This is a genomic window from Paenarthrobacter sp. OM7 (assembly GCF_029873575.1).
GTDB lineage: Bacteria > Actinomycetota > Actinomycetes > Actinomycetales > Micrococcaceae > Arthrobacter.
This window is the reverse complement of sequence record NZ_CP123579.1, coordinates 1,909,938-1,931,769: the sequence shown is the minus strand read 5'-3', so window position 1 is coordinate 1,931,769 and position 21,832 is coordinate 1,909,938. Positions and strand designations below refer to the sequence as shown.

The 21,832-nt window shown below is 62.4% G+C and carries 19 protein-coding genes; 8 read left to right on the top strand and 11 right to left on the bottom strand.

What is annotated here, in order from left to right; all coding sequences use genetic code 11:
- Positions 1-3 precede the first annotated feature (3 nt).
- The 7 genes from QEH68_RS08885 to dinB form a co-directional block, all read right to left on the bottom strand.
- On the bottom strand, positions 4-1,641 hold the full coding sequence (locus QEH68_RS08885) for a UDP-N-acetylmuramoyl-L-alanyl-D-glutamate--2,6-diaminopimelate ligase (protein WP_280627709.1): 1,638 nt from the start codon (positions 1,639-1,641) through the stop codon (positions 4-6).
- A gap of 102 nt (positions 1,642-1,743) precedes the next feature.
- Positions 1,744-3,540, bottom strand: a complete 1,797-nt coding sequence (locus QEH68_RS08880) for a penicillin-binding protein 2 (protein ID WP_207597114.1) — start codon at positions 3,538-3,540, stop codon at positions 1,744-1,746.
- Between the two features lie 42 nt (positions 3,541-3,582).
- Positions 3,583-4,245 (bottom strand): hypothetical protein, encoded by a 663-nt coding sequence (locus QEH68_RS08875; protein ID WP_207597113.1) that lies wholly within the window; start codon positions 4,243-4,245, stop codon positions 3,583-3,585.
- Complete coding sequence (gene rsmH / locus QEH68_RS08870) at positions 4,242-5,240, bottom strand: 16S rRNA (cytosine(1402)-N(4))-methyltransferase RsmH (protein WP_207597112.1); 999 nt, start codon at positions 5,238-5,240, stop codon at positions 4,242-4,244. The genes QEH68_RS08875 and rsmH overlap by 4 nt, the downstream gene beginning before the upstream one ends.
- Positions 5,241-5,407: 167 nt before the next feature.
- Positions 5,408-5,839, bottom strand: coding sequence for a division/cell wall cluster transcriptional repressor MraZ (mraZ, locus tag QEH68_RS08865; RefSeq protein WP_280627708.1), 432 nt, complete (start codon positions 5,837-5,839; stop codon positions 5,408-5,410).
- Positions 5,840-6,276: 437 nt separating this feature from the next.
- Positions 6,277-6,645, bottom strand: a complete 369-nt coding sequence (locus QEH68_RS08860; protein WP_280627707.1) for a DUF3040 domain-containing protein — start codon at positions 6,643-6,645, stop codon at positions 6,277-6,279.
- Positions 6,646-6,884: 239 nt separating this feature from the next.
- Positions 6,885-8,147 carry a DNA polymerase IV gene (dinB, locus tag QEH68_RS08855; protein WP_348537385.1) on the bottom strand — a complete coding sequence of 421 codons (1,263 nt, stop codon included), beginning with the start codon at positions 8,145-8,147 and terminating at the stop codon, positions 6,885-6,887.
- Positions 8,148-8,219: 72 nt separating this feature from the next.
- On the opposite strand from dinB, the gene QEH68_RS08850 reads away from it, so the two are divergent.
- Both QEH68_RS08850 and QEH68_RS08845 read left to right on the top strand, forming a co-directional pair.
- A complete protein-coding gene (locus tag QEH68_RS08850) occupies positions 8,220-8,798 on the top strand; it encodes a hypothetical protein (protein WP_207597110.1) in 579 nt (192 codons plus the stop codon).
- Positions 8,795-9,889, top strand: coding sequence for a polyprenyl synthetase family protein (locus QEH68_RS08845; RefSeq protein ID WP_280627706.1), 1,095 nt, complete (start codon positions 8,795-8,797; stop codon positions 9,887-9,889). The genes QEH68_RS08850 and QEH68_RS08845 overlap by 4 nt, the downstream gene beginning before the upstream one ends.
- Positions 9,890-10,032: 143 nt before the next feature.
- Here the strand turns inward: QEH68_RS08845 and QEH68_RS08840 are convergent, their stop codons facing one another.
- Positions 10,033-10,386 carry an Rv2175c family DNA-binding protein gene (locus QEH68_RS08840; RefSeq protein WP_207597108.1) on the bottom strand — a complete coding sequence of 118 codons (354 nt, stop codon included), beginning with the start codon at positions 10,384-10,386 and terminating at the stop codon, positions 10,033-10,035.
- Between the two features lie 255 nt (positions 10,387-10,641).
- On the opposite strand from QEH68_RS08840, the gene QEH68_RS08835 reads away from it, so the two are divergent.
- Positions 10,642-11,976 (top strand): LysM peptidoglycan-binding domain-containing protein, encoded by a 1,335-nt coding sequence (locus QEH68_RS08835; RefSeq protein ID WP_280627705.1) that lies wholly within the window; start codon positions 10,642-10,644, stop codon positions 11,974-11,976.
- Positions 11,977-12,063: 87 nt separating this feature from the next.
- Positions 12,064-14,127 carry a Stk1 family PASTA domain-containing Ser/Thr kinase gene (gene pknB, locus QEH68_RS08830; protein ID WP_280627704.1) on the top strand — a complete coding sequence of 688 codons (2,064 nt, stop codon included), beginning with the start codon at positions 12,064-12,066 and terminating at the stop codon, positions 14,125-14,127.
- Positions 14,128-14,206: 79 nt separating this feature from the next.
- Here pknB and QEH68_RS08825 read toward each other — a convergent pair whose 3' ends face one another.
- Both QEH68_RS08825 and QEH68_RS08820 read right to left on the bottom strand, forming a co-directional pair.
- Positions 14,207-15,610: a 3-deoxy-7-phosphoheptulonate synthase class II gene (locus QEH68_RS08825; protein ID WP_207597105.1), complete on the bottom strand. Its 1,404-nt coding sequence runs from the start codon at positions 15,608-15,610 to the stop codon at positions 14,207-14,209.
- A 66-nt stretch (positions 15,611-15,676) separates the two neighbouring features.
- Positions 15,677-16,468: a lysophospholipid acyltransferase family protein gene (locus QEH68_RS08820; protein WP_207597531.1), complete on the bottom strand. Its 792-nt coding sequence runs from the start codon at positions 16,466-16,468 to the stop codon at positions 15,677-15,679.
- Between the two features lie 109 nt (positions 16,469-16,577).
- Between QEH68_RS08820 and QEH68_RS08815 the strand changes: the two genes are divergently transcribed.
- The 3 genes from QEH68_RS08815 to QEH68_RS08805 are packed head-to-tail and all read left to right on the top strand — an operon-like array spanning position 16,578 to position 18,701.
- Positions 16,578-17,366 carry an alpha/beta fold hydrolase gene (locus QEH68_RS08815; protein ID WP_280627703.1) on the top strand — a complete coding sequence of 263 codons (789 nt, stop codon included), beginning with the start codon at positions 16,578-16,580 and terminating at the stop codon, positions 17,364-17,366.
- On the top strand, positions 17,363-18,166 hold the full coding sequence (locus tag QEH68_RS08810) for an alpha/beta fold hydrolase (protein WP_280627702.1): 804 nt from the start codon (positions 17,363-17,365) through the stop codon (positions 18,164-18,166). The genes QEH68_RS08815 and QEH68_RS08810 overlap by 4 nt, the downstream gene beginning before the upstream one ends.
- Complete coding sequence (locus QEH68_RS08805; protein ID WP_280627701.1) at positions 18,153-18,701, top strand: hypothetical protein; 549 nt, start codon at positions 18,153-18,155, stop codon at positions 18,699-18,701. Before QEH68_RS08810 ends, QEH68_RS08805 begins: the two co-directional genes overlap by 14 nt.
- Positions 18,702-18,733: 32 nt before the next feature.
- Here the strand turns inward: QEH68_RS08805 and QEH68_RS08800 are convergent, their stop codons facing one another.
- A complete protein-coding gene (locus QEH68_RS08800; RefSeq protein ID WP_207597101.1) occupies positions 18,734-19,792 on the bottom strand; it encodes an ROK family protein in 1,059 nt (352 codons plus the stop codon).
- Between the two features lie 185 nt (positions 19,793-19,977).
- Here QEH68_RS08800 and QEH68_RS08795 point away from each other — a divergent pair, with 185 nt between their 5' ends.
- Positions 19,978-21,789 (top strand): long-chain fatty acid--CoA ligase, encoded by a 1,812-nt coding sequence (locus QEH68_RS08795; protein ID WP_280627700.1) that lies wholly within the window; start codon positions 19,978-19,980, stop codon positions 21,787-21,789.
- The last annotated feature ends 43 nt before the right edge of the window (positions 21,790-21,832 follow it).

Below are 21,832 nucleotides of genomic sequence, written 5' to 3'. Positions count from 1 at the left end.
GGTTTAGGACTCTATCCGCTGGTCCGTTGAAACGCTGAATCCCTTGGATGTCAAGGCGGCACGCAATTCCACCCTGTCGTCCAGAGCCAGGTTGACGCCTTTGACCTCTTGCCACACTTCGTGGCCACGTCCGGCGATCAGGATGGTGTCGTTGACAGTGGCCATCTCCACGGCCAGGCGGATCGCCGCGTCCCTGGGGAAGGACTCGATGATCTCGCTGGACAGTCCCTCTGTATCGTGTGCCGCGTGGGCGCCTTGCAGGACCTCGGCGCGGATTGAGGCGGCATCTTCGTCATGGGGATCGTCATCGCTGACAATCACCACGTCAGCCAGGCGCGCGGCAATGGCGCCCATGGTGGGCCGCTTGCCTTGATCGCGCTGGCCGGTGGCACCGAAGACCACAATGACGCGGGAACCCTCCTGGGGGGAACGCACGGCCTCAAGGGCACGCGCGAGGGCGTCGGGATTGTGGGCAAAATCAACAACGGCCGCCGGTTCAGTTGACACCAATTGCATTCGTCCGGGAACACCAACGGAAAAAGGGTCATGGGCATCCAGCGCAGCCTGCAGGGTCTGTACATCGACACCGGACGCCAGGACCATGATGGCGGCCAGGGCTGCATTGGCCACGTTGAAGTCCCCGGGCAGCCCCGTATGGACGCGCAGTACACGTCCATCGACATGACGTAGTTCGAATTCCGAGCCCAGCCCGCGGGCGGCGACTGCTGTTACCTGCCAATCAGCATCGGAGGTGGAGTCCTTGGCAGAGAGGGTTGTGACAGGGATATCCGCCAGCTCCACGAGCTTCCGTCCCCACTCGTCGTCCACAGTCACAACGGCGCGCCGGGCCCTGCCTGCAGTGAAAAGGTCTGCCTTGGTGCGGAAATACTCTTCCATGCTCCCGTGCAGGTCCAGGTGGTCCTGTGTGAGGTTGGTAAAGCCCGCGACGTCGAACATCACACCATCCACACGCCGGAAGGAGATCGCATGGGATGACACTTCCATGGACGCAGCCTCCAAGCCGCGTTCCCGCATCAACGCCAAGAGGGCATGGACGTCCGTGGACTCAGGTGTGGTCAGCAAGCTGGGGATGGGTTCACCGCCCGCCACGATCTCGATCGTGCCAATGAGCCCCGGCTTCTTGCCAAGGGCCCTCAGCAGCGAGTTGATGAAGTAGGTGGTGGTCGTCTTGCCGTTGGTGCCGGTGACACCGTAGAGCGTTGGATATCCACCTTCGGAGGGCTGGCTTCGGTAGATCAGTGCGGCCAAAGGACCCACAGCCGTACGCGGCTCGTCAATGATCAGGACAGGTACGGGCTGTTCGCCGGCCAGCGCAAGCTGGCGTGCCCCGGCGTCGTCCGTCACCACCGCGACTGCACCGGCTTCGACTGCCTGGGGAACGAAGTCGGCACCGTGGCGCGAGGCTCCCGGCAAAGCCATATAGAGATCGCCGGGTTCCACGGCCCTGGAGTTGAGCGTGATACCCGTTACTCCTCCGTCATGGATTCCCTCAGGGGCGGCAACGCCAAGGACCTCCGCGATGGTGGCCAAAGGCACCGCTGCCACGGACCCGGGGCGGAAGCCGGACCGGCCTGCATCCGGCGTCGTGACGTTGGTGGCTGCCTCATTGTGCTCTGACACGTAGTTCTCCGTTGGTGCTCGTGGAACGACCGGCTTGGGGCCAGCGGCGCCCGGGCCGTTAGTGGTGGATCGAATTTTGGCCGAAACAGACGCCCAAGAAGCTTACTTGACGAACTGGGGCAGGCGCGCGGGAGTTCCTGTGGACGGCGCCACGTTGTAGGTCCGCAGGACCTGCGCCATCACCGACCGAAACACCGGCCCGTTGGTGACGCCGTAGATGTTTCCCTTGGGACGCTGCAGGACCACTTCGACGATAAAACGGGGGTCATCCATCGGCGCCATGCCCACCATCGAGGCGGTGTAACCGTCGAAGCCGGGCAGACCGTCTTCACGGGGCGCCTGGGACGTTCCCGTCTTAGCACCAACCCGGTAGCCGTCGATGGCCGCGTCCTTGATCTGCCCCTCGGTCACGGCGCTCTCCAGAATGTCCCGGACCTGCTGCGCGGTCTCCTTGGACACCACTTGGCGCGAATCCTTGGCCGCAACCTTCTGCTCCTCCCCCTCGGGGGTGACGTAGCTGTCTATGAGCCTGGGCTGCAGCATCACACCATCGTTGGCGATGCTCTGGAAGGCCCGTACTGTCTGGAGTGTGGATTGGGAAACGCCCTGGCCGAACAGCACCGTGTATTGCTGCCGTTCGTCCCACTGCTCAGGCTTGGCCAGGATGCCGGTGGCCTCAGCCGGCAAGCCGATGTCCGTTTGCTCCCCAATGCCGAATTTCTTCAGCCAGTCGTAGCGCTGTTCCTTGGTCAACCTGCTGCCGGCCATGACGGTTCCGGTGTTCATGGACCACCCCAGGATGCCCGCCAGGGTGCGTTCCTCCGTGCCGTGCTCAAAGGCGTCCGTAAACGTCTGTCCGTCGATGGTGTATGCCGTTGGAATTGTGAAGTGATCCAAGGGGAAGGACTTGCCCTCCTCGATGACAGCCGCCGCGGTGATCATCTTTTGCACGGACCCAGGTTCATAGGCGGCCGTCACGGAGCGTACGCCCCGATCCTTGGCGTCCACTTTCCCCGGGTCATTGGGATCCGGAGCGTTGGTATCAGCCAGGGCCACCAGGTTGCCGGTCTTGGTGTCCATCACAATGATGGACCCCCACTCCGCGTTCATCTTGTCCACCTGGCTTTGGATGGCCTGCTGCGCGAAGTACTGGATATCGGTGTTGATGGTCAGCTTGACGTCGCTGCCATCCACGGCCGGCGTCAGTTCATCGGTGGCAACCGGAATCCTCAGGCCGTCAGCGCCGATCTCAAAGACCCGCTTGCCTTCAACACCGCGAAGGATCTCGTCCTGGGTTTGTTCGATGCCTGCTTGTCCGGTGGTCCCGTCCTGGAGGAAGCCCACCACGCCACCGGCAACACTGCCGTTGGGGTAGACGCGCTTGCTGACGCCTTCAGGGACGACTCCGGGGATGTTCAGTTTGGAGATGCGGTCTTCAAGTTCAGGCTTGATGTCCTTGGCAACCACGAAGTACTTCTTGTCCCCGGTCAGCGCCTCACGGATCTTCTCCACGTCGGACCCCAGGAGCGTAGCGAGCTCCGAGATGCCCTGGTCCCTGGAAACAGTCTCGATCTCGTCGGTCTTCTCGTTATAGCGCTTGAAAGAGGCTGTGTTCGTGTTCAAGACCTGATCGACCACCAGGTTGTAGCGGATGACGCTGCTGGCCAGCACGGTTCCGTTCGCGTCCACAATCTGTCCGCGTTCTGCCGGCAGGACCTGCGGTGTGAGGCGTTTTGCCAGCGCGGCCTCGGCCATTCCTCCCATGTCCAGGCCCTGGACCATGAAGAGCTTCCCACCCACAACCAAGAGCAGGGTCAGCATGATGCCAAGACCAACGCGGAGCCGCTTTCTTGCCGCCGGCGTCTTCGTTTTTTTCGATGTGCCGGGGTTCTGAGCCACGTTGATTCCTTGCTGCTGGCCTAGCTTCAGTGGACTGATGGGTTACTGCCCGGGTGCCTTCTGCTGGGGGGCCGGGACTGATCCCCCATGGAGTTCAACCGGAGGCGTGGCTGCCGGGGATGCCGGATTTTCGGCAGGAGCCGCCGGAGTGGGCGGCGCCACCGGTGTTACCGGCTTGAGGTTCTCCAGCGGATCCTTGGTTGTCACCGAGGGAACCACGTCCAGCATCCCCGCCACGGCCGGAGGAGCAAGCTGGGCCAAGGGAGCATCTCCCTTAACTGCCGGCGTTGCCTTTCCGGTGACGGTCATCGTATTCAGGTCGATCTGTCCCTTGACGGTGGAAGGAACCATTCCCAATTCTGCAGCCTTTGCTGCCAGATTCTGGGGAGCTTCGAAATTCTGCTTCTTCTGTGTCAGGTCCTGGTTTTCCTTGTTCAGGGTGGCTGCCTCCGCCTTGAGCTGCACCAACTGGTACTGGGCAGTGGACACTGAAATGTTCAAGACAAGTACGGTCAGGAGGGCAGCCGCCATGGCCACGAAGCAGAGGACAACAAAAGGTGTCCGGCGTTTGCCCGGAGCGTTTCGCACCAGGGAGAGCGGAGTGCGGGCCTTGCGTCCGGCGTCGGGCTTGCCTGCAGGAGCGGGCAGCGCACGGGCCGTATTGCCCACCACGGAGGGCAGTGTCTTCGCTGCGGCGTTGCTCATGCGTCTCTCCTCGGTTTGATGCGCTCCACTGCCCTCAACCGGGCGGACGCCGCGCGGGGGTTCTCAGCGATTTCTGCTGCCGTGGGCACTTCCGTGCCCTTGGTGATGGTCTTTAGTTCGGGTTTGTGTTCTTCAAGTTCCACGGGAAAACCAAGTGGGGCTGAGGATTTGGATCCGGCCTGGAATACGGACTTCACGATCTTGTCTTCCAGCGAGTGATACGACATCACTACAATCCGGCCGCCCATGGCCGTAGCGGCCACGGCTGCAGGAACGGCCCGTTCCAGCACATCCAATTCCTCGTTGACCTCAATCCGAAGCGCCTGGAAGGTGCGCTTGGCGGGGTGTCCACCGCTCTTCGCGGCTGCAGCGGGGACTACACTCCGGATCTGTTCCACCAGTTCACCGGTGGTCGCGAAGGGCTTCCCGGCGCGGGCATTCACGATCCTGTTGGCGATGCGCCCGGCAAACTTTTCTTCGCCCCATTTACGGATGATGCGGACCAGCTCGTCTTCGCTGTAGTTGTTGACTACATCGGCAGCTGTCTGGCCGCGGCTGGTGTCCATCCGCATGTCCAGGGGGGCGTCGTAGGAGTAGGCGAAGCCACGCTCACGCTCATCAAGCTGCAGTGAAGACACGCCCAGGTCCATGAGGATGCCATGAACCTCGGGGATGCCAAGGTCCGCCAAGACGTCTTCGATTTCGTCGTAGACGGCGTGAACCAGGTCAGTCCTGTTCGAAAACGGCTCCAGCCGTGCACCCGCCAAAGCGAGCGCTTCCTCATCGCGATCAATGCCGACCAGGTGCAGGTCCGGAAAGCGTTGCAGCATCGCCTCGGAGTGGCCGCCCATGCCCAGGGTGGCATCGATGGCCACAGGCGTCTGGCCGCGCTTCCGGGCAGCCTCGAAACCAGGGGCCAGCAAGTTGATGCAGCGGTCTTTGAGGACGGGTACGTGGCGCTCCGATGTGGGCTTTGCCGCGTCCTGCTCTTCCACGCTGCCTCCTCTTTCCGCAATCGCTTGCCTGGTGTTTCTTGAATCGGATCCCCATCCGCGCCTATCGTTCGGCCGGCCTGGCTCAGGGGAAGGTGAGCCAGGAAGACTGTTCGATGGGCGGCTGGAGATCCCATTCAAGAAGCGGTAATACTGCTTCCTCCGACCGGTTAGATGAACCCGGGCAGATTGTCGTCATCCGTTTCCGAGAAGGCTGCTTCCTTCTCGTTGAGGTACTCATTCCAAGCTTCGGCATCCCAGATCTCCGCCCGGGTACCGGCACCGATCACGGCCAGTTCCCTACCGAGGCCCGCATACGCCCGGAGCGCCGGCGGAATCGTCACGCGCCCCTGCTTGTCAGGTACTTCATCAGAGGCTCCGGACAGGAAAACACGACTGTAGTCACGGGCCTGCTTGGAAGACAGTGGCGCTTCCCGCATCGATTCGTGGATACGTTCGAATTCTTTCTGGCTGAAGACGTAGATGCAGCGTTCCTGGCCCCTGGTGAGGACCAACCCCTCCGCCAGCTCCTCACGGAACTTGGCGGGAAGGATGATCCTGCCCTTTTCATCGAGACGCGGCGAGTGAGTACCCAGAAACATCTGGCCCCACCGCCCCTCAGTTAAGGTGCCCGTTCATTCCCAACACTGCCACTACCCTCTTATGTGCTCCACTTTACTCCACAAAGCCCCACAGTCAACGCAGTACGGGGCGTTTCTCCACCACCTTGAGTTTTAAGATGACCGAAACGGCGCGGCTTTCAGGGTCGTGGTGGAAAGTGGAGGGATGCGATCCCCTGGGTTCGGCGCGTCTGCTCCCAACAGGGAGCCCAGGTATCGAATCCGGACATCTACGCAGCTGTGGAGGTGGCGGATGGTGGAAAGTGGAGACGGGGCGGGAAGTGGAGGAGGCCACCACCACTCCTTAAACGCAAAAAGACCCGCAGTTTGCGGGTCTTTCGTTATCCCCTTTGGATCGTCAGGGGCGCGCGTCAAGCAGGGTAACCGGCACGGCCGGCGATGGAGAGAAAAACGAACGCTCAGGAATCGTCGCGGCGCCGCTCGTCCCAGCGCTCTTCCAAGCTGCTCATGAAGGAACTCTTGGGTTTGCCCTTTGCAGGCTTGCCCTTGCCGGCTTTGCCAAAGGCACCTCCGCGCAGCGTGGCGAAGTAAACGCCAGCACCCATGACGACGAAGCCGAGGACACCCACTGGTATCGCCTGCATCGACACTCCCACGAGCAGGAGGAGGATGCCGGCAATGGCGCCGAGCACGCCGATAATCACATGCCGGGTTGACCAACTGCGAATGGGATCCGAACCCATGGTGCTGGCGAACTTCGGATCGTCCTCATGAAGTTGCTTTTCCAGTTGCTCAAGCAGCTTCTGTTCGTGCTCCGAGAGGGGCATCGCGACCTCCTTTAGTCAGCCAGCGTCTGGACATAACGCTTTCTGTGCGTCTGTTTCCAAAACGATCGGACCAAGAAAATCGTTCCCAAAATTCCCTCGTGGTTCAGCGGGCATCTCAGGGCCGACTGTTCAGGAAACAGTTTGTCCAGACGATCTAAATCTCTGTAATAAATAGGATAGTTTGTCCGACGCCGTTCTGAAAGACGCCCGGAGCCCAGCGGGACCAAGCTCACAGCCGATCAGGTTCCTGTCGGAGGTTTTCCCGGTTCCAGGAGCCTTGCAGGGAGCAAGGTCTTGGAACCGAAGCGTTCTGAAACGCGGTCCAATGCCTGCTCCGCTGCCCTCCAGTTGTCATCCCGGCGATCCAGGCTCAGCTGCAGGGACGTCTGTCCGGTTGGCTCAAGCTGCTCTGCCCGAACCCCTACGAGCCGGACAGTCATGGACCGCGGGCCCAGGGATTCCAGCAGTTGGACAGCCACTTGGTAGATCATCTGGGCACTGTCCACCGGGGCGTGGACTGTCCGGCTCCGCGTGACGGTCGAAAAGTCCGAGTACCTCAGCTTCAAGGCGACAGTCCTGGCCAGCATGCCTGAACTCCGCAACCTACCCGCCGTCCGGTGCGAGAGGCGCAGCAGTTCCCTGTGCAACAGGTCGTCGTCGCCGGTGTCGTTGGTGAACGTCTCCTCGGCTCCGATGCTCTTCTCCAGCCTGGTGGGGGTTACGGGTCGCGGATCGATCCCCATGGACAGGCGGTGGACGTGTTCACCGCTGGCACCCAGGACCTTCTTCAAAGATGCCAAGGGAGTAGCTGCCACATCTGCCACGGTCCGGATGCCAAGCCGGGCAAGCATTTCTCCGGTCTTTCCACCCACACCCCACAATGCGTTGACAGGGAGGCTGTGCAGGTACGCCAGGGTGTCCTCCGCGTCGATCTGCAGTATTCCGTCGGGCTTGCACCGCGTGGACGCGATCTTGGCCACGAACTTGGTGCTTGCAATTCCCACGGAGGCCGTAATGCCCAGTTCCGACTGGACCCGTCGCCGGATGAGGTGGCCGATGTCCAAGGGCGGACCGAGCCGGCGAATCGCGCCGCCAACATCCAAGAACGCTTCGTCCACGCTGAGCGGTTCCACGAGATCCGTAATGGAGGCAAAGATCTCCATGATCTGGCCGGACACTTCGTAGTACACCGTGTGCCGCGGGTTGATGATCACTGCGGACGGACAGCGTCTCATCGCCATGGACATCGGCATCGCGGACTTCACTCCGGTTGCCCGGGCCTCGTAAGAAGCAGAGAGCACCACCGACCGCTCAGCGGGAAATCCGACAATGACGGGTTTTCCCCGAAGATCAGGGCGGCTGCGGAGTTCAACGGAAACGAAGAACGCATCCATATCAACGTGAAGTATGCTGGTTCGCCTCAGTTCCCGCAGAGCATCTCCAGCGCTGCGGGAGGGTTCCTGGCCGGCTCCCGGGCCGTTTCCGAATGCTTCCTGCCTCACATCGGCAATACTATGCCCGGCCACTGACTAGACTGGAGGCACAGTCAGGCTCAGCCCACGGAAGGATACCCTGTGAAGCTCTTTGGAACTCCTCGATCGCGAGGTTTTGCCCTGCTCGCAGCAAGTGTCGCCGTCGCGGCCTCGGCATGTACGCCGTCGCCAGGAGGCTCAGCCGCGCCCTCCCCCACAGAGACTTCATCGCAGTCGACACCATCCACGCCGGCCGCTTCAGGTTCGGGCTCCGGTTCCACCTCGGCACCGGAGACTGCGACGGCCACGGAGTCGGCCACCCCGGCGCCCGGCGCAACGGCAACGGTGAACGCACTTGTTCCCGGCTTCCCTGAACAGTTGATCCCCGTCATGCCCAAGACGTCTGTCCGTTCCAGCAGTTTTGACAAGAGCACCTCCCTGGCCACCGTTGCCTTGGTCGGAACCGTCAAGGCCCCGCCTGAGGGCGTGGTGGACTACTACAAAACATCCTTGGAGGCACAGGGCTTCAAGCTTGTCCCAGGCCCAGAAGCCGTGGGCAACGTCACCTCGCTGGACTTCATCAGGGGCGATGGCGAGACCGTGAACGTCTCAATACGGCAAAAGGAAGGCGTGTCAACCTTCACCATTGGCGCCAACGTGGCGTCCGGGTCCATCAAGTGACGGCATTTTCCCAAGTGGCGTCCGAACAGACGGAGTTCATCAGCGGGGTTGCGGGCAAACTGAGAAACTTCCTGTCACAGCAACAGGACCTCATGGCTACGGTGTCCCCGGACGTCGAACCGCTGATCGGCTCAATTTCCCACCTCGTCACTGGTGGAAAACGACTCCGCGCACTGATGTGCTATTGGGGTTGGAGGGGCGCAGGCGGTCAATCCGGAGATCCTGACATCGTTACTGCCGGGTGCGCGCTGGAACTGTTCCAGGCAGCAGCGCTGATCCATGACGACATCATTGACCGATCAGATACACGCCGCGGTGGACCCAGCGTGCACAAACGCTTCAGCCAACTCCATGGCATCAACGGCTGGGCTTTGGACAGCGCGCGCTTTGGGGATGCCGCTGCCATTCTGACGGGGGACCTCTGCTTATCCTTCAGCGAGGAGTCCTTTACCGAAATCGGCGTCCGGGCCGCGGCGGGAACCCCCGCGCGCCGCATTTTTAATGTCATGAGGGCCGAGGTCATGGCGGGCCAGTACCTCGACATTCTTGAGGAGGTGGCCGGCCCTGTTCGTGACCGGGCCGGCTCAGTGGATCGCGCGCAATCGATCATCCGGTACAAATCAGCAAAGTATTCCACGGAACATCCGCTGGCATTGGGCGGAGCGCTTGCCGGCGCCCCCGCGGGGCTGCTGAAGAACTACTCAGAGTTTTCATTGCCCCTCGGCGAGGCATTCCAAATGCGGGACGACGTCCTTGGAGTCTTTGGCGATCCCGAAACCACCGGCAAACCGGCAGGCGATGATTTGTTGGAAGGCAAGCGCACTGTCCTTGTTGGATTTGCCTTGAACCAGGCAACAGCCGACGACGCAGAATACCTTGATCGAATGCTGGGTAATCCGGGCCTTGGCGAAGACGACGTAGCTCGTATCCGCCGCATCATGGTGCAATGCGGCGCTTTGGATGCCACGGAGTCGCGGATTGCCGAACTGAGCAACCAGGCCTTTGAAGCGTTGGAACGCCTGCCACTCGATGACGCGCCGCTCACGGCATTGAGGCAGTTGGCCGAGGCCGCCGTCAGCCGCGCAGCCTAAGCCTCAGCATCATCCTCAGCCTCAGCATGGCGGTTCAGCCGGTGGGGACCGGCTTCGAAAGGACATGACTCGACGACGGCGGTGGAACCCGCCGTCGTCGTCGTTTTAATTCAGTTCCAGGCTGTCCAGCCGGGAAGACACCGCTACCAGGCGAGAGACTGGGCGCGACGCCTGATTTCAGTTTTCCGCCCCTCGCGCAGGGCGTCGATAGGACGGCCCCGCAGTGATTCATCCGGGGTAAAGAGCCAGACGATCAACTCTTCGTCGTTGTAACCGGCATCGCTGAGAACCGCAATGGTTCCCTTCAAGCTGTCTACAACATGCCCATCCTGAAGAAACAAGGCTGGAACGGAGCGGACATTCCGCTCTCCCCGCCTGATGGCTACCAGCGCACGCTCATCCAAAAGTCCGTGGACTTTGGTGATGGAAACTTCCAGCAGCTCGGCGACATCCGGCAGCGGGAGCCAGTCGGAAACAAGGCTTTCTACATTACTCACGGAACAAGGTTGCCACGCCGCACTGCCCGGCGCCTAGCCGGGGTTCGACGGCGGCACCCGGCTCCCGCCTTGAGGCCGCCATTTCATTGGCAATTAATTGGTGTCCATAATCCCGTACGACAGGAATTGTTGTGTCGATTGAATAAGTGTGAGAGATTCACACTGATCACACTTGCACCATTGATAACATCAGTAACATTGGCAACACTGACAACAGCGCTACCCAACACCCCGCTGTTGAGATGAGGACACTTCATGACGACGCCCCGCTCGCCGAAACGAACCATGAGCATGCCGGTCATTGCGGCAACCACGGCTGCGCTTCCCGCCGTGGTTTTGTCCTCGCTTGCCCTGGCCCAGCCGTCCATGGCTTCCCCGGCACCCCAGCCCCGCAAAGTCCCTGCCACGCTTGCTGCAGCAATGAAGGCGCAAGCCGTCAATGCCGGCACCGTCATCCCCGCACAGGCTGTTGCAGCCACGCTGCCCGCAGCCCTGCGCCCCATGGCCCCTTCGGTTCCGGATACTTACACGATCGTTCGTGGCGACACCATCAGCGCGATCGCCCGCCGCTTCAATCTGGACACCAATGCGGTCCTCCAGCTGAACAAGCTCTCGGCCACCACGTTGATCTACCCGGGCCAGACCATCAAACTCACGGGAACGGCTACGACCACACCCGCCCAACCCTCCGCACCGGCGGCCCCGAGCGCCCCAGGCAACGCCAGCATCTACACAGTGGTCTCCGGTGACACCCTGGGCGCGATAGCCGCCAAGCATGGCGTACCCCTGTCCAGCATTTTCAGCTGGAACAACCTCAATGGAAGCTCCATCATCTACCCGGGGCAGAAGATCAAGGTCAGCGGCGGCTCTGCGCCCTCCACGCCTGCGGCTCCCGCACCGGCCCCCGCGCCTGCCCCCTTGGCCAGCACAGGTTCCTACACCATCAAAGCCGGCGACACCCTCAGCTCCATCGCCGCGCGCCACGGGGTCTCCCTGAGCGCGCTGATGACCGCCAACAAGGTATCGGCAACCACGGTCATCTACCCGGGCCAGAAGCTCAGCATCCCCGGCCCCGGACTTCAGCCCGCCGGCGAGACCAAGCCGCTGGTTCCCAGCACCTTCCTGGGCTTCACCTACCCGGCGGCCGTGGTGAGTTCGGCCAACGAGAACAAGGCCCTCCTCAACGCTTCCCCGGTACCAAGCCGCGCCGAAATGAAGAGCATCGTGGCAGATACGGCCAGGCGCATGGGCGTCAGCCCGTCCCTGGCGCTTGCTTTCGCGGAACAGGAGTCCGGCTTCGACCAGCGGGCTGTTTCACCTGCCAACGCGATCGGCACCATGCAGGTCATCCCGTCGTCCGGCCAGTGGGCCTCGGACCTGGTGGGCCGCAAGCTCAACCTTTTGGACCCCTACGACAACGCCACGGCAGGAGTCGCGATCATCCGCGCACTGATCGCCACCAGCAAGGACCTGGACACCGCGATTGCCGGTTACTACCAGGGCCAGTACTCGGTCAGCAAGTACGGCATGTACGACGACACCAAGCGTTACGTCGAATCGATCAAGGCCCGCCAGCGCACGTTCGGCTAGGCTTCAGCAGCACCTCGGAAGGGGCCCGGATCCCATTGGCCAGCCCAATGTGGATTCGGGCCCCTTCCCTGCCTCGTTTAGGATCGTATGGTGCAAGAACCAACGCAGGACCAGCTCATTGGGACCATGGTGGACAGCCGATACCTGGTCCGTTCCCGCCTCGCCAAGGGCGGAATGTCCACCGTCTACCTGGCCACGGACCAGCGCCTTGAGCGCGACGTGGCCCTCAAAGTCCTGCACCCACACCTGGCAAACGATCCCACCTTCCTGCAGCGGCTGAGCCGCGAGGCAAAAGCCGCCGCCAGCCTTTCCCACCCCCATATTGTGGGCGTACTGGACCAAGGCGAAGACGGCCACATCGCCTACTTGGTGATGGAATTCGTCAAGGGCCACACCCTCCGCGACGTCCTTATCGAGCAAGGCATCCTGGCACCGAGGCTTGCCCTTGCACTGATCGATCCCGTCATCGAAGGACTGGCCGCTGCCCATGGCTCCGGCTTGATCCACCGGGACATCAAACCCGAGAACGTCCTGATCGCCGACGACGGCCGGATCAAGGTGGGTGATTTTGGCCTGGCCCGGGCGGTCTCGGCCAATACCAGCACCGGCGCCCTGATCGGCACTGTGGCTTATCTGGCTCCCGAACTGGTTCTCGGGCAACCCGCGGATGCCCGCAGCGATATCTACTCGGCGGGCATCATGCTCTACGAAATGCTGACCGGCAAACAGCCCTACGCCGGCGACTCCCCCATCCAGGTGGCCTACCAGCACGTCAACGCGGTGGTGGGACGACCGTCGGACGTTGTTCCCGGATTGGCCGAAGACCTTGACGAACTGGTTCAGTGGTGCACGGCGGCAGATGCCGAGAACAGGCCTGTGGACGGCGCTGCCCTCCTGGCCGAACTCCGCCACATCAGAACCACGCTGACCGACCAACAGTTGGACCACCGGCAAGCCCCGGGACCCAACCCACACCCCGCGGTATCGGCTTCCACCGCGCTCGGTGGCGGCGCCGGTAGTCCAACGGAAACGCTGGCAACCACGGCGTCACCTACCGAGTTCATCAGCCACCAGAGCAACCCGACCACCATCATGGCCGCCGGTGGTTCAGCGATCCAGCACGCGAGGACTGCGACAGGCGGGGATGCTGGGCAGGACCTTGGCCGTCCCGGCCAGCGTGAGCTGAAGAGGCTCGAGAGGCAACAGACCAAAGACCGCGCCCGCGCTGCAGCGACCCCTGTCCGCCCCCTCAGGGAAGGCAATCCCCGCCGTCGTGGCGTGATCTGGGCCATCGTGATCGTCATCCTGGCGATGCTCGCGGCTGCAGCCGGGTGGTTCTTCGGCATGGGGCCCGGTTCACCCGGGACTGTACCCGACGTCAAGAACAAGACTGTTGCCGAGGCACAGCAACTCCTCCGAACCGCTGGTTTCCAATCGGAGCCACGCGACGTCTTCGACGACGACATCCTGGCCGGACTCGCGGTCGGAACCGAGCCCGAATCCGGCGCAGAAGTACGGAAGTTCCAGCCCATTACCCTTTTCGTCTCCAAGGGGGCCCAGCTCTTCCCCTTGCCCGACTTGACCGGCGGCACCCTGGACGAGGCCAAGACGGCACTTAATGCCGCGGAAATGGCCTTGGGGAACGTCACCGAAGCCTTCGACGAGAAAGTACCTGCCGGCGTCGTGATTGCCCAGGACCCGGCCAAGGGCACTGAAGTCCGGCACGGTACGCCCGTGGCCCTGGAAGTTTCCAAGGGTCCGCAGCCGATTCCCGTGCCGGACGTTCGCGGCAAAACACAGGATGCCGCAGTCAAGGCCCTCCAGGACGCCGGGCTCAAAGCCGTGATTGCTCCGGAAACGGTCAATGACAAGTCGGTCCCCAAGGGCGCAGTGGTCTCCCAGTCACCGGCCAACGGCACCCTCATCCGAGGCGAGTCCGTGACGTTGACCGTGTCCAAGGGGCCCAAAATGGTGAAGGTTCCCAGCTTCATTGGCAAACAGGCCGATGAGGCTGAGAAGGAGTTGAAGAAGTTGGGCTTCAAGGTGGAAGTCAACAAGATCCTCGGCGGTTTCTTCGGTACCGTCCGTGACCAGAGCCCCGTCAATACTGAAGTACCGGAAGATTCGGTTATTACGCTGACAGTCGTCTAGCAGCCCCACTCCAGTTACCTGAATACATCAAAAAGGCGCGGTCCGGAGACATCCGGACCGCGCCTTTCTTTCTGGTTTCCTACCGCTTGGAGAGGGCTCCTGCCACCAGGAAGGCCATCTCAAGGGACTGCATGTGGTTGAGGCGGGGATCGCACACTGACTCGTAACGGTCCAGGAAAGCGTCCTGATCGATGGGATCGGCACCGCCCAGGCACTCAGCGACGTCGTCGCCGGTCATTTCGACGTGAAGGCCGCCGGGGACGGTACCCAACGAGTGGTGGACCTCGAAGAAGCCACGGACTTCATCAATGACGTCGTCGAAGTTGCGGGTCTTGTAGCCGTTCGGTGACGTGACAGTGTTGCCATGCATGGGATCGGTGACCCACAGCACCTGTGCCCCTGAGGCCGTGACGCGCTCGACGACGGCAGGCAGCTTTTCCCGGATGTTCGTCGCACCCATGCGCGTGATGAACGTCAGGCGGCCCGGTTCCCGGTTGGGGTCCAGCTTGTCGATCAAGCGCAAAGCATCGTCACCGCTGGTGGTTGGCCCAAGCTTGACGCCGATCGGGTTCCGCACACGGGAGAGGAAGTCGACATGTGCATGGTCCAGTTCACGGGTCCGCTCGCCGATCCACAGGAAATGTGAGGAGGTGTCGTAGGGCAGGCCGGTGCGGGAATCGATGCGGGTGAGGGCACGCTCATAGTCGAGAAGCAACGCTTCGTGGCTGGCGAAGAACTCCACCCTCTTCAGTGCCTCGAAGTCGGCACCACAAGAGTCCATGAAGCTGATGGCACGGTCGATATCGCGTGCCAGCGACTCGTAACGGGCGTGCGCCGGGTTTTCCGTGAAGCCCTTGTTCCACTGGTGGACGAGTCGAAGGTCCGCGAAGCCACCCTGGGTGAACGCACGAATGAGGTTCAGAGTGGAAGCAGAGGTGTGGTAGGCCTTCAGCATGCGGCCGGCGTCGTGGGCGCGGGACTCCGGGGTGAAGTCGTAGCCGTTGACGATGTCGCCGCGGTAGGCGGGAAGTGTCACGCCGTCGCGGGTCTCGTCGTTGGACGAGCGCGGCTTGGCAAACTGGCCCGCCATGCGGCCCATCTTGATGACGGGCATGGCAGCACCGTACGTGAGCACCACTGCCATCTGCAGGATGGTCTTTACGCGGGCGCTGATCTTGTCCGCGGTGGCGGCCTCAAAGGTCTCAGCGCAATCGCCGCCCTGCAGGAGGAAAGCCTTGCCCTGTGCCGCAGCGGCCAGTCGCTCCCGAAGAACGTCCACTTCGCCTGCGAAGACCAGCGGCGGCACCACGGAAAGTTCCTTGACGGAAGCCTCGAAAACGCCGGCGTCCGACCAAGTGGGCTGCTGTGAAATCGGCAGGTCCCGCCAGGCGTCGAGCCCGGGATAGTTCGCTGCCCCGCTTTGGGCGGTGCTGGCAAGGGGATCTGCTGTGGAGGATGCGGTGTTCGCGGTTAGCTCAGTCACCCTTCAAGAGTAGTAGCCTCCGGCATGGTTCCGGGACTGTGGGCGTAACCGATGCTGCCGCCCGCGTCACAGTTTCTGCGATGTCCCGTCCCCGCCGCTCCCAGGTTCATCCCTGTCCTCAGCGATGTCTTCGGTGACCTCCTCTGTCACCTCAAGCTGGTGGACAGGCTCCGGGCCCTTGCCGGCCAACTGGGCCTTGACCACGGCGGCATACTCATCGACGTATTCCTGGCCGGAGAGACGCATCAGGGCGTACATGATTTCGTCCGTCACTGCGCGCTGGATCAGGCGGTCGTCCTCCATGCCGTAGTAGCGGCTGAAGTCCAGGGGTTGTCCAAAGATGATGCCGACCCGGCGGATGCTGGGGAGCCGCTTACCGATGGGCTGGACTTTCTCCGTGCCGATCATGGCGACCGGCACCACGGGGACCCTGGTTTGCAAGGCGAGTCGCGCTACACCCACCTTGCCGCGGTAGAGCCGGGCGTCCGGGCTGCGGGTGCCTTCCGGGTAAATTCCCAACAAGCCCCCGGAGGCGAGGACATCCTTGCCGGCTTGCAACGACATCTCGGACGCTGCCCCTCCGGAACGGTCCATGGGAAGTTGGTTGCTCAGCCTGAAGAAAAGCGCCGTAAGCCGGCCCTTGAAGCCTTTCCCGGTGAAGTACTCGGACTTGGCCAGGAAGATCACCGGCCGGTGCACCATCAAAGGCAGGAAGATGGAGTCCGAAAAGGACAGGTGGTTGGACGCCAGGATTGCGGCGCCGCTTTCAGGGACGTTATCCAGGCCCTTGACCCACGGCCTGAACAGGAGTTTGAGGATGGGACCCAGGAAGATCCTTTTCATGACCCAATAGAACACGGTTGTCCTCTCACGGCCGACGGATGGCATGCTTCCGGCAACCCGGCCGGCACTCAACTGCAACCCTACTCCAGTGAGAAATCTCCGGAACAGTGACACGATGGGACACATGACGGAACGCCTCACACCTGCAGCGCCGCTTGCCTTCCACCATGCCGGGCACGGACCCAATGCCGGCACCGGAGTGGCCATCTGCCACGGATTCACCGGCAGTCCACTCAGTATCCTCCCGTGGGCGGAGTATCTGGCCGCTCAAGGATTCGCCGTTTCTGTACCACTGCTGCCTGGCCACGGGACCAGTTGGCAGGACCTCGCAACAACGCGGTGGCAGGACTGGTACCGGACTTTTGAACAGAGTTACCTGGACTTGGCCGGGCAGACAGAAAAGTGCTTCGTGGCGGGATTGTCAATGGGTGGCGCCGTGGCACTGCGTGTAGCTTCACAGCATGATGTCCCCGGGCTGGTCCTTGTCAATCCGGGCCTGAGTTTCTATGACCGTCGCGTGAGGTACGTAGCTGCCCTCAAATACGTCATGCCCACCACCACACCCATCGTTGAAGACAAACCGGCTCCGGTCACCACCCAGGATGGCGACTATTCCAAGACGCCCTTGAAGTCAGTCCATGAACTGAAGAAGCTCTTCCGGGCGGCCACTCTCGGATTGCCCAAGGTGCAGGCTCCGGCTTTGGTCTTCAAGTCGTCAGTGGACGAGGTGGTCCCGCCGAGTTCCGTAGCCGCCATTGAGCGCCACATTGCGTCCTCCCGGTTAAAAGTGGTGACGCTTCCGCACAGCGGTCATGTGGCCACACTTGATGTTGATGCGCCCACCATATTCGAACAATCAGCCAGGTTTTTCCGTCAGCACGCCGGGGACAGAGTAGCCTCAGAGTCATCATGAACATGCTTCCGGATTTCTCGCCATTCCTCAGCAGTTGGAACGGGACAGGCCCCCGCGTGGGTGTCGTTATGTCCCACGGTTTTACCGGCAGTCCACACAGCGTCAGGCCTTGGGCCGAGCACCTGGCTGCAGCCGGTTATGCTGTCAGGCTGCCCTTGCTGCCCGGTCACGGCACCACGTGGCAGGACATGGCGAGGCGTTCCTGGCAGGAGTGGCACCGCGCAGTGGATGACGCCTACCTGGAACTGGCCGCCGAGTGCGATTACGTCTTCAGCACCGGCCTGTCCATGGGCGGCACTTTGGCGCTGCGCATCGCGGCGACGCGCCCCGTGGCCGGAACAGTGGTGGTCAACCCGGGCTTGGTCCTCGATGATCCACGGGCAGTCATAGTCGCTGCGCTCAAATACGTGGTGAAGACAACGCCGGCCATTGCCAACGACATCCTCAAACCGGACCAGAATGAAGGTGCCTACGCCCGCACTCCCGTTGCCGCGGCGCACCAGTTGAAGAAGATGTACAAGGACACGGCAGCGATCCTGCCCCGCATCCACTCCCCTGTCCAGGTCTACAAATCCAGTGTGGACAACGTGATCTCAGAGGCGAGCCTGGATTTCCTGCGCGCCCGGGTCAACGCACCAGTGGACGTCAAGTACCTCAACAACAGCTACCACGTGGCTACTCTCGACAACGACGCCCCGGAGATCTTCGCGGGTACCGTGGATTTCATTCAACAAACCGTAGCAACCCTGGCCGGACACGGGCCCTCCCCCGAAAAGGACACAGCCCATGAACAGGCCTGATGCCAACTCTGCCGATCAGAGCGCCAACAAGGACGACGACGCCGTATGGCTGGACCTGGTGGCCCGGTTGGAGGGGACTGGAACCTCCGAAGCCGGGAACCCGTCGTCGGCCGGTCCCCTGAACCCGGCTCCCGGAGACGGCGGGCTGCCCCGGCGTGAATCCAGCAAGGCCTTCAGGGATTTCGACCCCTTGGGATTGTCCACGCCGCCCGATGAAGCGACCGCGGTTCCCGCGTCTTCCGAAGGCGCCGGCCGTCCCTTGGGGCCACGTGACTTCGAGGTCGAAGACGACGACGATGACGCTTTCGTTCCCGAGGAGCCTCCGAGCCTTGCCGGCACGGAGCCCTTGATTATGCTGGCGTGGGTTGGTGCAGTGGGAGGACCCATCGCGCTGCTCTTCACCGCAATGTTCTGGCGGTCTGCTCCCCTTGTTGCGATCCTGGGAATTGTTGCCGCTTTTGTGGCGTCGGTGGTGTTCCTCATCATGCGGCTTCCGCAGGAAAAGAATGAGGACGACGACGGCGCCCGCATCTAGGTGCTGCCGACGCCCCCTCTGCGGCGAACAGCTTAGCTGTGGGCGCGTCCGCTGACACGTGAAAGGTCCGCGGCGCCGATCATGCCGGCACGGGGACCGAGTGCCGCGAGCTCAATCCCCGCCATGGGCCGGAACCCCCTGCCGGTAAGGTTCTTCGCGAACGACTCCCGGGCCGGTCCGGCCAGTAGTTCCCCGGCATCGCAGAGTCCCCCGCCGATCACGAACATCCCGGGGTCAAGGGCAGCGGCCAGGTTGGCCAGTCCCAATCCCAGCCATTCGCCTTGATCTGCAAGGAGTTCGCGGGATGTCGCATCACCTTCCAGTGCCAACGCCGTGACAGCTGCCCCCGTGAGGTTGTCTGCAGTTCCGCCGGCCTTTTCCAAAAGAGCCCGGCCTTCCGGCGAGTTGGTCCGGACAAGTTGGCGGGCCTCGCGCCCCAAGGCGTTGCCGGAGGCATACTGCTCCCAGCACCCGCGGTTCCCGCATTCGCAGCGGTGTCCGCCGGGAAAGATAATCTGGTGCCCGAATTCGCCGGCCACCCCGTAACGTCCTCGCTCCACCCGGCCATCCATGACCATGGCCCCGCCAATGCCAGTACCCAGCGTCACGCACACCAGCCGGCTCTCACCCTGGCCTGCACCGAAGCGCCATTCAGCCCAGGCGGCGGCATCGGCGTCGTTCGTCAGGAGGACAGGACGCCGCAGCAGCTTCTGCAAGCTGGCCCGGAGCGGCTCATTGCGCCAGGCAAGGTGCGGGCTGAACAGCACCGTCCCGCCGTCGAGATCCATCCATCCCGCTGCGCCGATTCCGACGGAGGCCACGCGGTGCTCGGCGCTGAGTTCGTCCACCAGCTCCACGATGGTCTGTTCCACGGCCCGGGGATCGGCACCGGGAGTGGACCTGCGGGCCTCGGCGAGGACCCGCCCTTCCGCATCCACCACGCCGGCTGCAACTTTGGTGCCGCCGATATCTATTCCAATCGCCAGGCCGCGACGGCCTAAATGGCTGCGGCGGGCAGCCCACGGCACGTCCTTCCATGCTGAGGCCGGTGGTTTGGGTCTGGCACGAAAAGAGGACCGTAGTGCGGGCATCCCATCATCTTATTCCGCTGGACTGCGGGCCCCCGCATCGGCGGGTCGGAGGGCCCCGAGTTGCTTGAAATGACGGCTCATCCGTAAAGTTACTCGCCAGTAGGTGAAATAGGACACACCTCCGCGAGCAGGCATACTAGAGTGAAAGCAGCCCCTCGTGGCCCGTGGATATCAAAGGAGCTACCGTGCGTGAAATCAGTGTTCCTCCCCTCGTCAATATCGCCCCGGAAACCAACATCACGGACTTCGTGATCCGGGAAGCCGAAAAGGCGTCAAACCCAGCGTTGTTCTCCAAGCTGGACAGCAATGGGCAGTGGCAGGACATCCGGGCCAAGGACTTCCTCGCTGATGTCAGGGCCCTGGCAAAGGGCCTGATTGCCAGCGGCGTCGCCACCGGCGACCGGGTGGGCATTATGTCCCGGACCCGGTACGAATGGTCGTTGGTGGACTTCGCCATCTGGTTCGCCGGTGCAGTCTCGGTCCCGATCTATGAAACGTCATCTCCTTCCCAGGTGGCGTGGAACCTGGGTGACTCTGGTGCGGTGGCAGCCTTCGGCGAAGCCGCACACCACGAGGACGTCATACGCCAGGCGGTGGCAGCCGAGGACATCAGCTCGGTGGCCCACGTCTGGCAGCTTGAGGGTGCGGGGCTGGATGCCCTGCGGGCAGCCGGTGCAGGCGTACCCGACGACGAACTCGAGTCCCGCCGCTCCTCCGCGGGCCTGGCCGATCTCGCCACCATCATTTACACCTCCGGCACCACCGGCAGGCCCAAGGGCTGCGAATTGACCCACGGCAACTTCGTGGAGCTCTCCGAGAATGCCCGCGCGTCCCTTCCCGAAATCATCAATGAGTCGGGCAAGACCATCATGTTCCTGCCGCTGGCCCACGTCTTTGCCCGGTTCATCTCCGTGCTTGCCGTGGCCGGCGGCGTCCAGGTAGCCCATACCCCGGACATCAAAAACCTGCTGGCCGACCTCCAGAGTTTCCAACCGACGTTCATCCTGGCTGTCCCCCGCGTCTTCGAGAAGGTGTACAACTCGGCGCTGACCAAGGCCGAAGACGGCGGCAAGGGCGCCATCTTCCACCGCGCCGTGGACACCGCGATCGCCTACTCCAAGGCCCGCGAGTCAGGTTCCCTGGGCCTCGGCCTGAAGATCAAGCACGCAGTGTTCGACAAACTCGTTTACGGCAAGCTCCGCGCGGCCATGGGTGGACAGGTAGCCCACGCCGTGTCCGGCGGCGGCCCTCTGGGTGAACGCCTTGGCCACTTCTTCCAAGGCATCGGCCTGCAGATCCTGGAAGGTTACGGACTCACCGAAACAACCGCGCCCATCTCCGTCAACACTCCTTCCATGATCAGGATTGGCACCGTTGGCGCCCCCTTGCCCGGAAACTCCGTCAAGATTGCCGACGACGGCGAAATTCTCGCCAAGGGAGTCTGCGTCATGCGCGGTTACTACAAGCGCGAAGACCTCACGGAAGAGACCTTCACCGACGGCTGGTTCCGCACCGGCGATATTGGCGAGTTGGACAGTAACGGATTCCTCAAGATCACTGGCCGCAAGAAGGAAATCATCGTGACGGCCGGCGGCAAGAACGTGGTTCCCGCGTTGCTCGAGGACCAGATCCGCGCTGATGCGCTGGTCTCCCAGGTTTTGGTAGTGGGCGATAACCGCCCGTTCATCGGCGCTCTGGTCACCCTCGATGAGGAAGCCCTCCCAGGATGGTTGGAACGCCACGGGCTGCCGTCCAGCACGTCGTTGGGCGAAGCCGCGGACCATGCGGTGGTGAAAGCCGCGGTGCAGGAACTCATCAGCAAGGCCAACCAGTCAGTGTCCCAGGCTGAAGCCATCAAGTCTTTCCGGATTGTCCCGGCGGACTTCACGGAGGCCTCAGGGCACCTCACCCCGTCCCTCAAGGTCAAGCGGGCCCAGGTCATGAAGGACTTCAACGCCGTGATCGAGGAAATGTACTCGTCTCCACGCGCTTCCTAGAGAACGACAAAAAAGTACCCCGTCCGGACGTTTCCGGACGGGG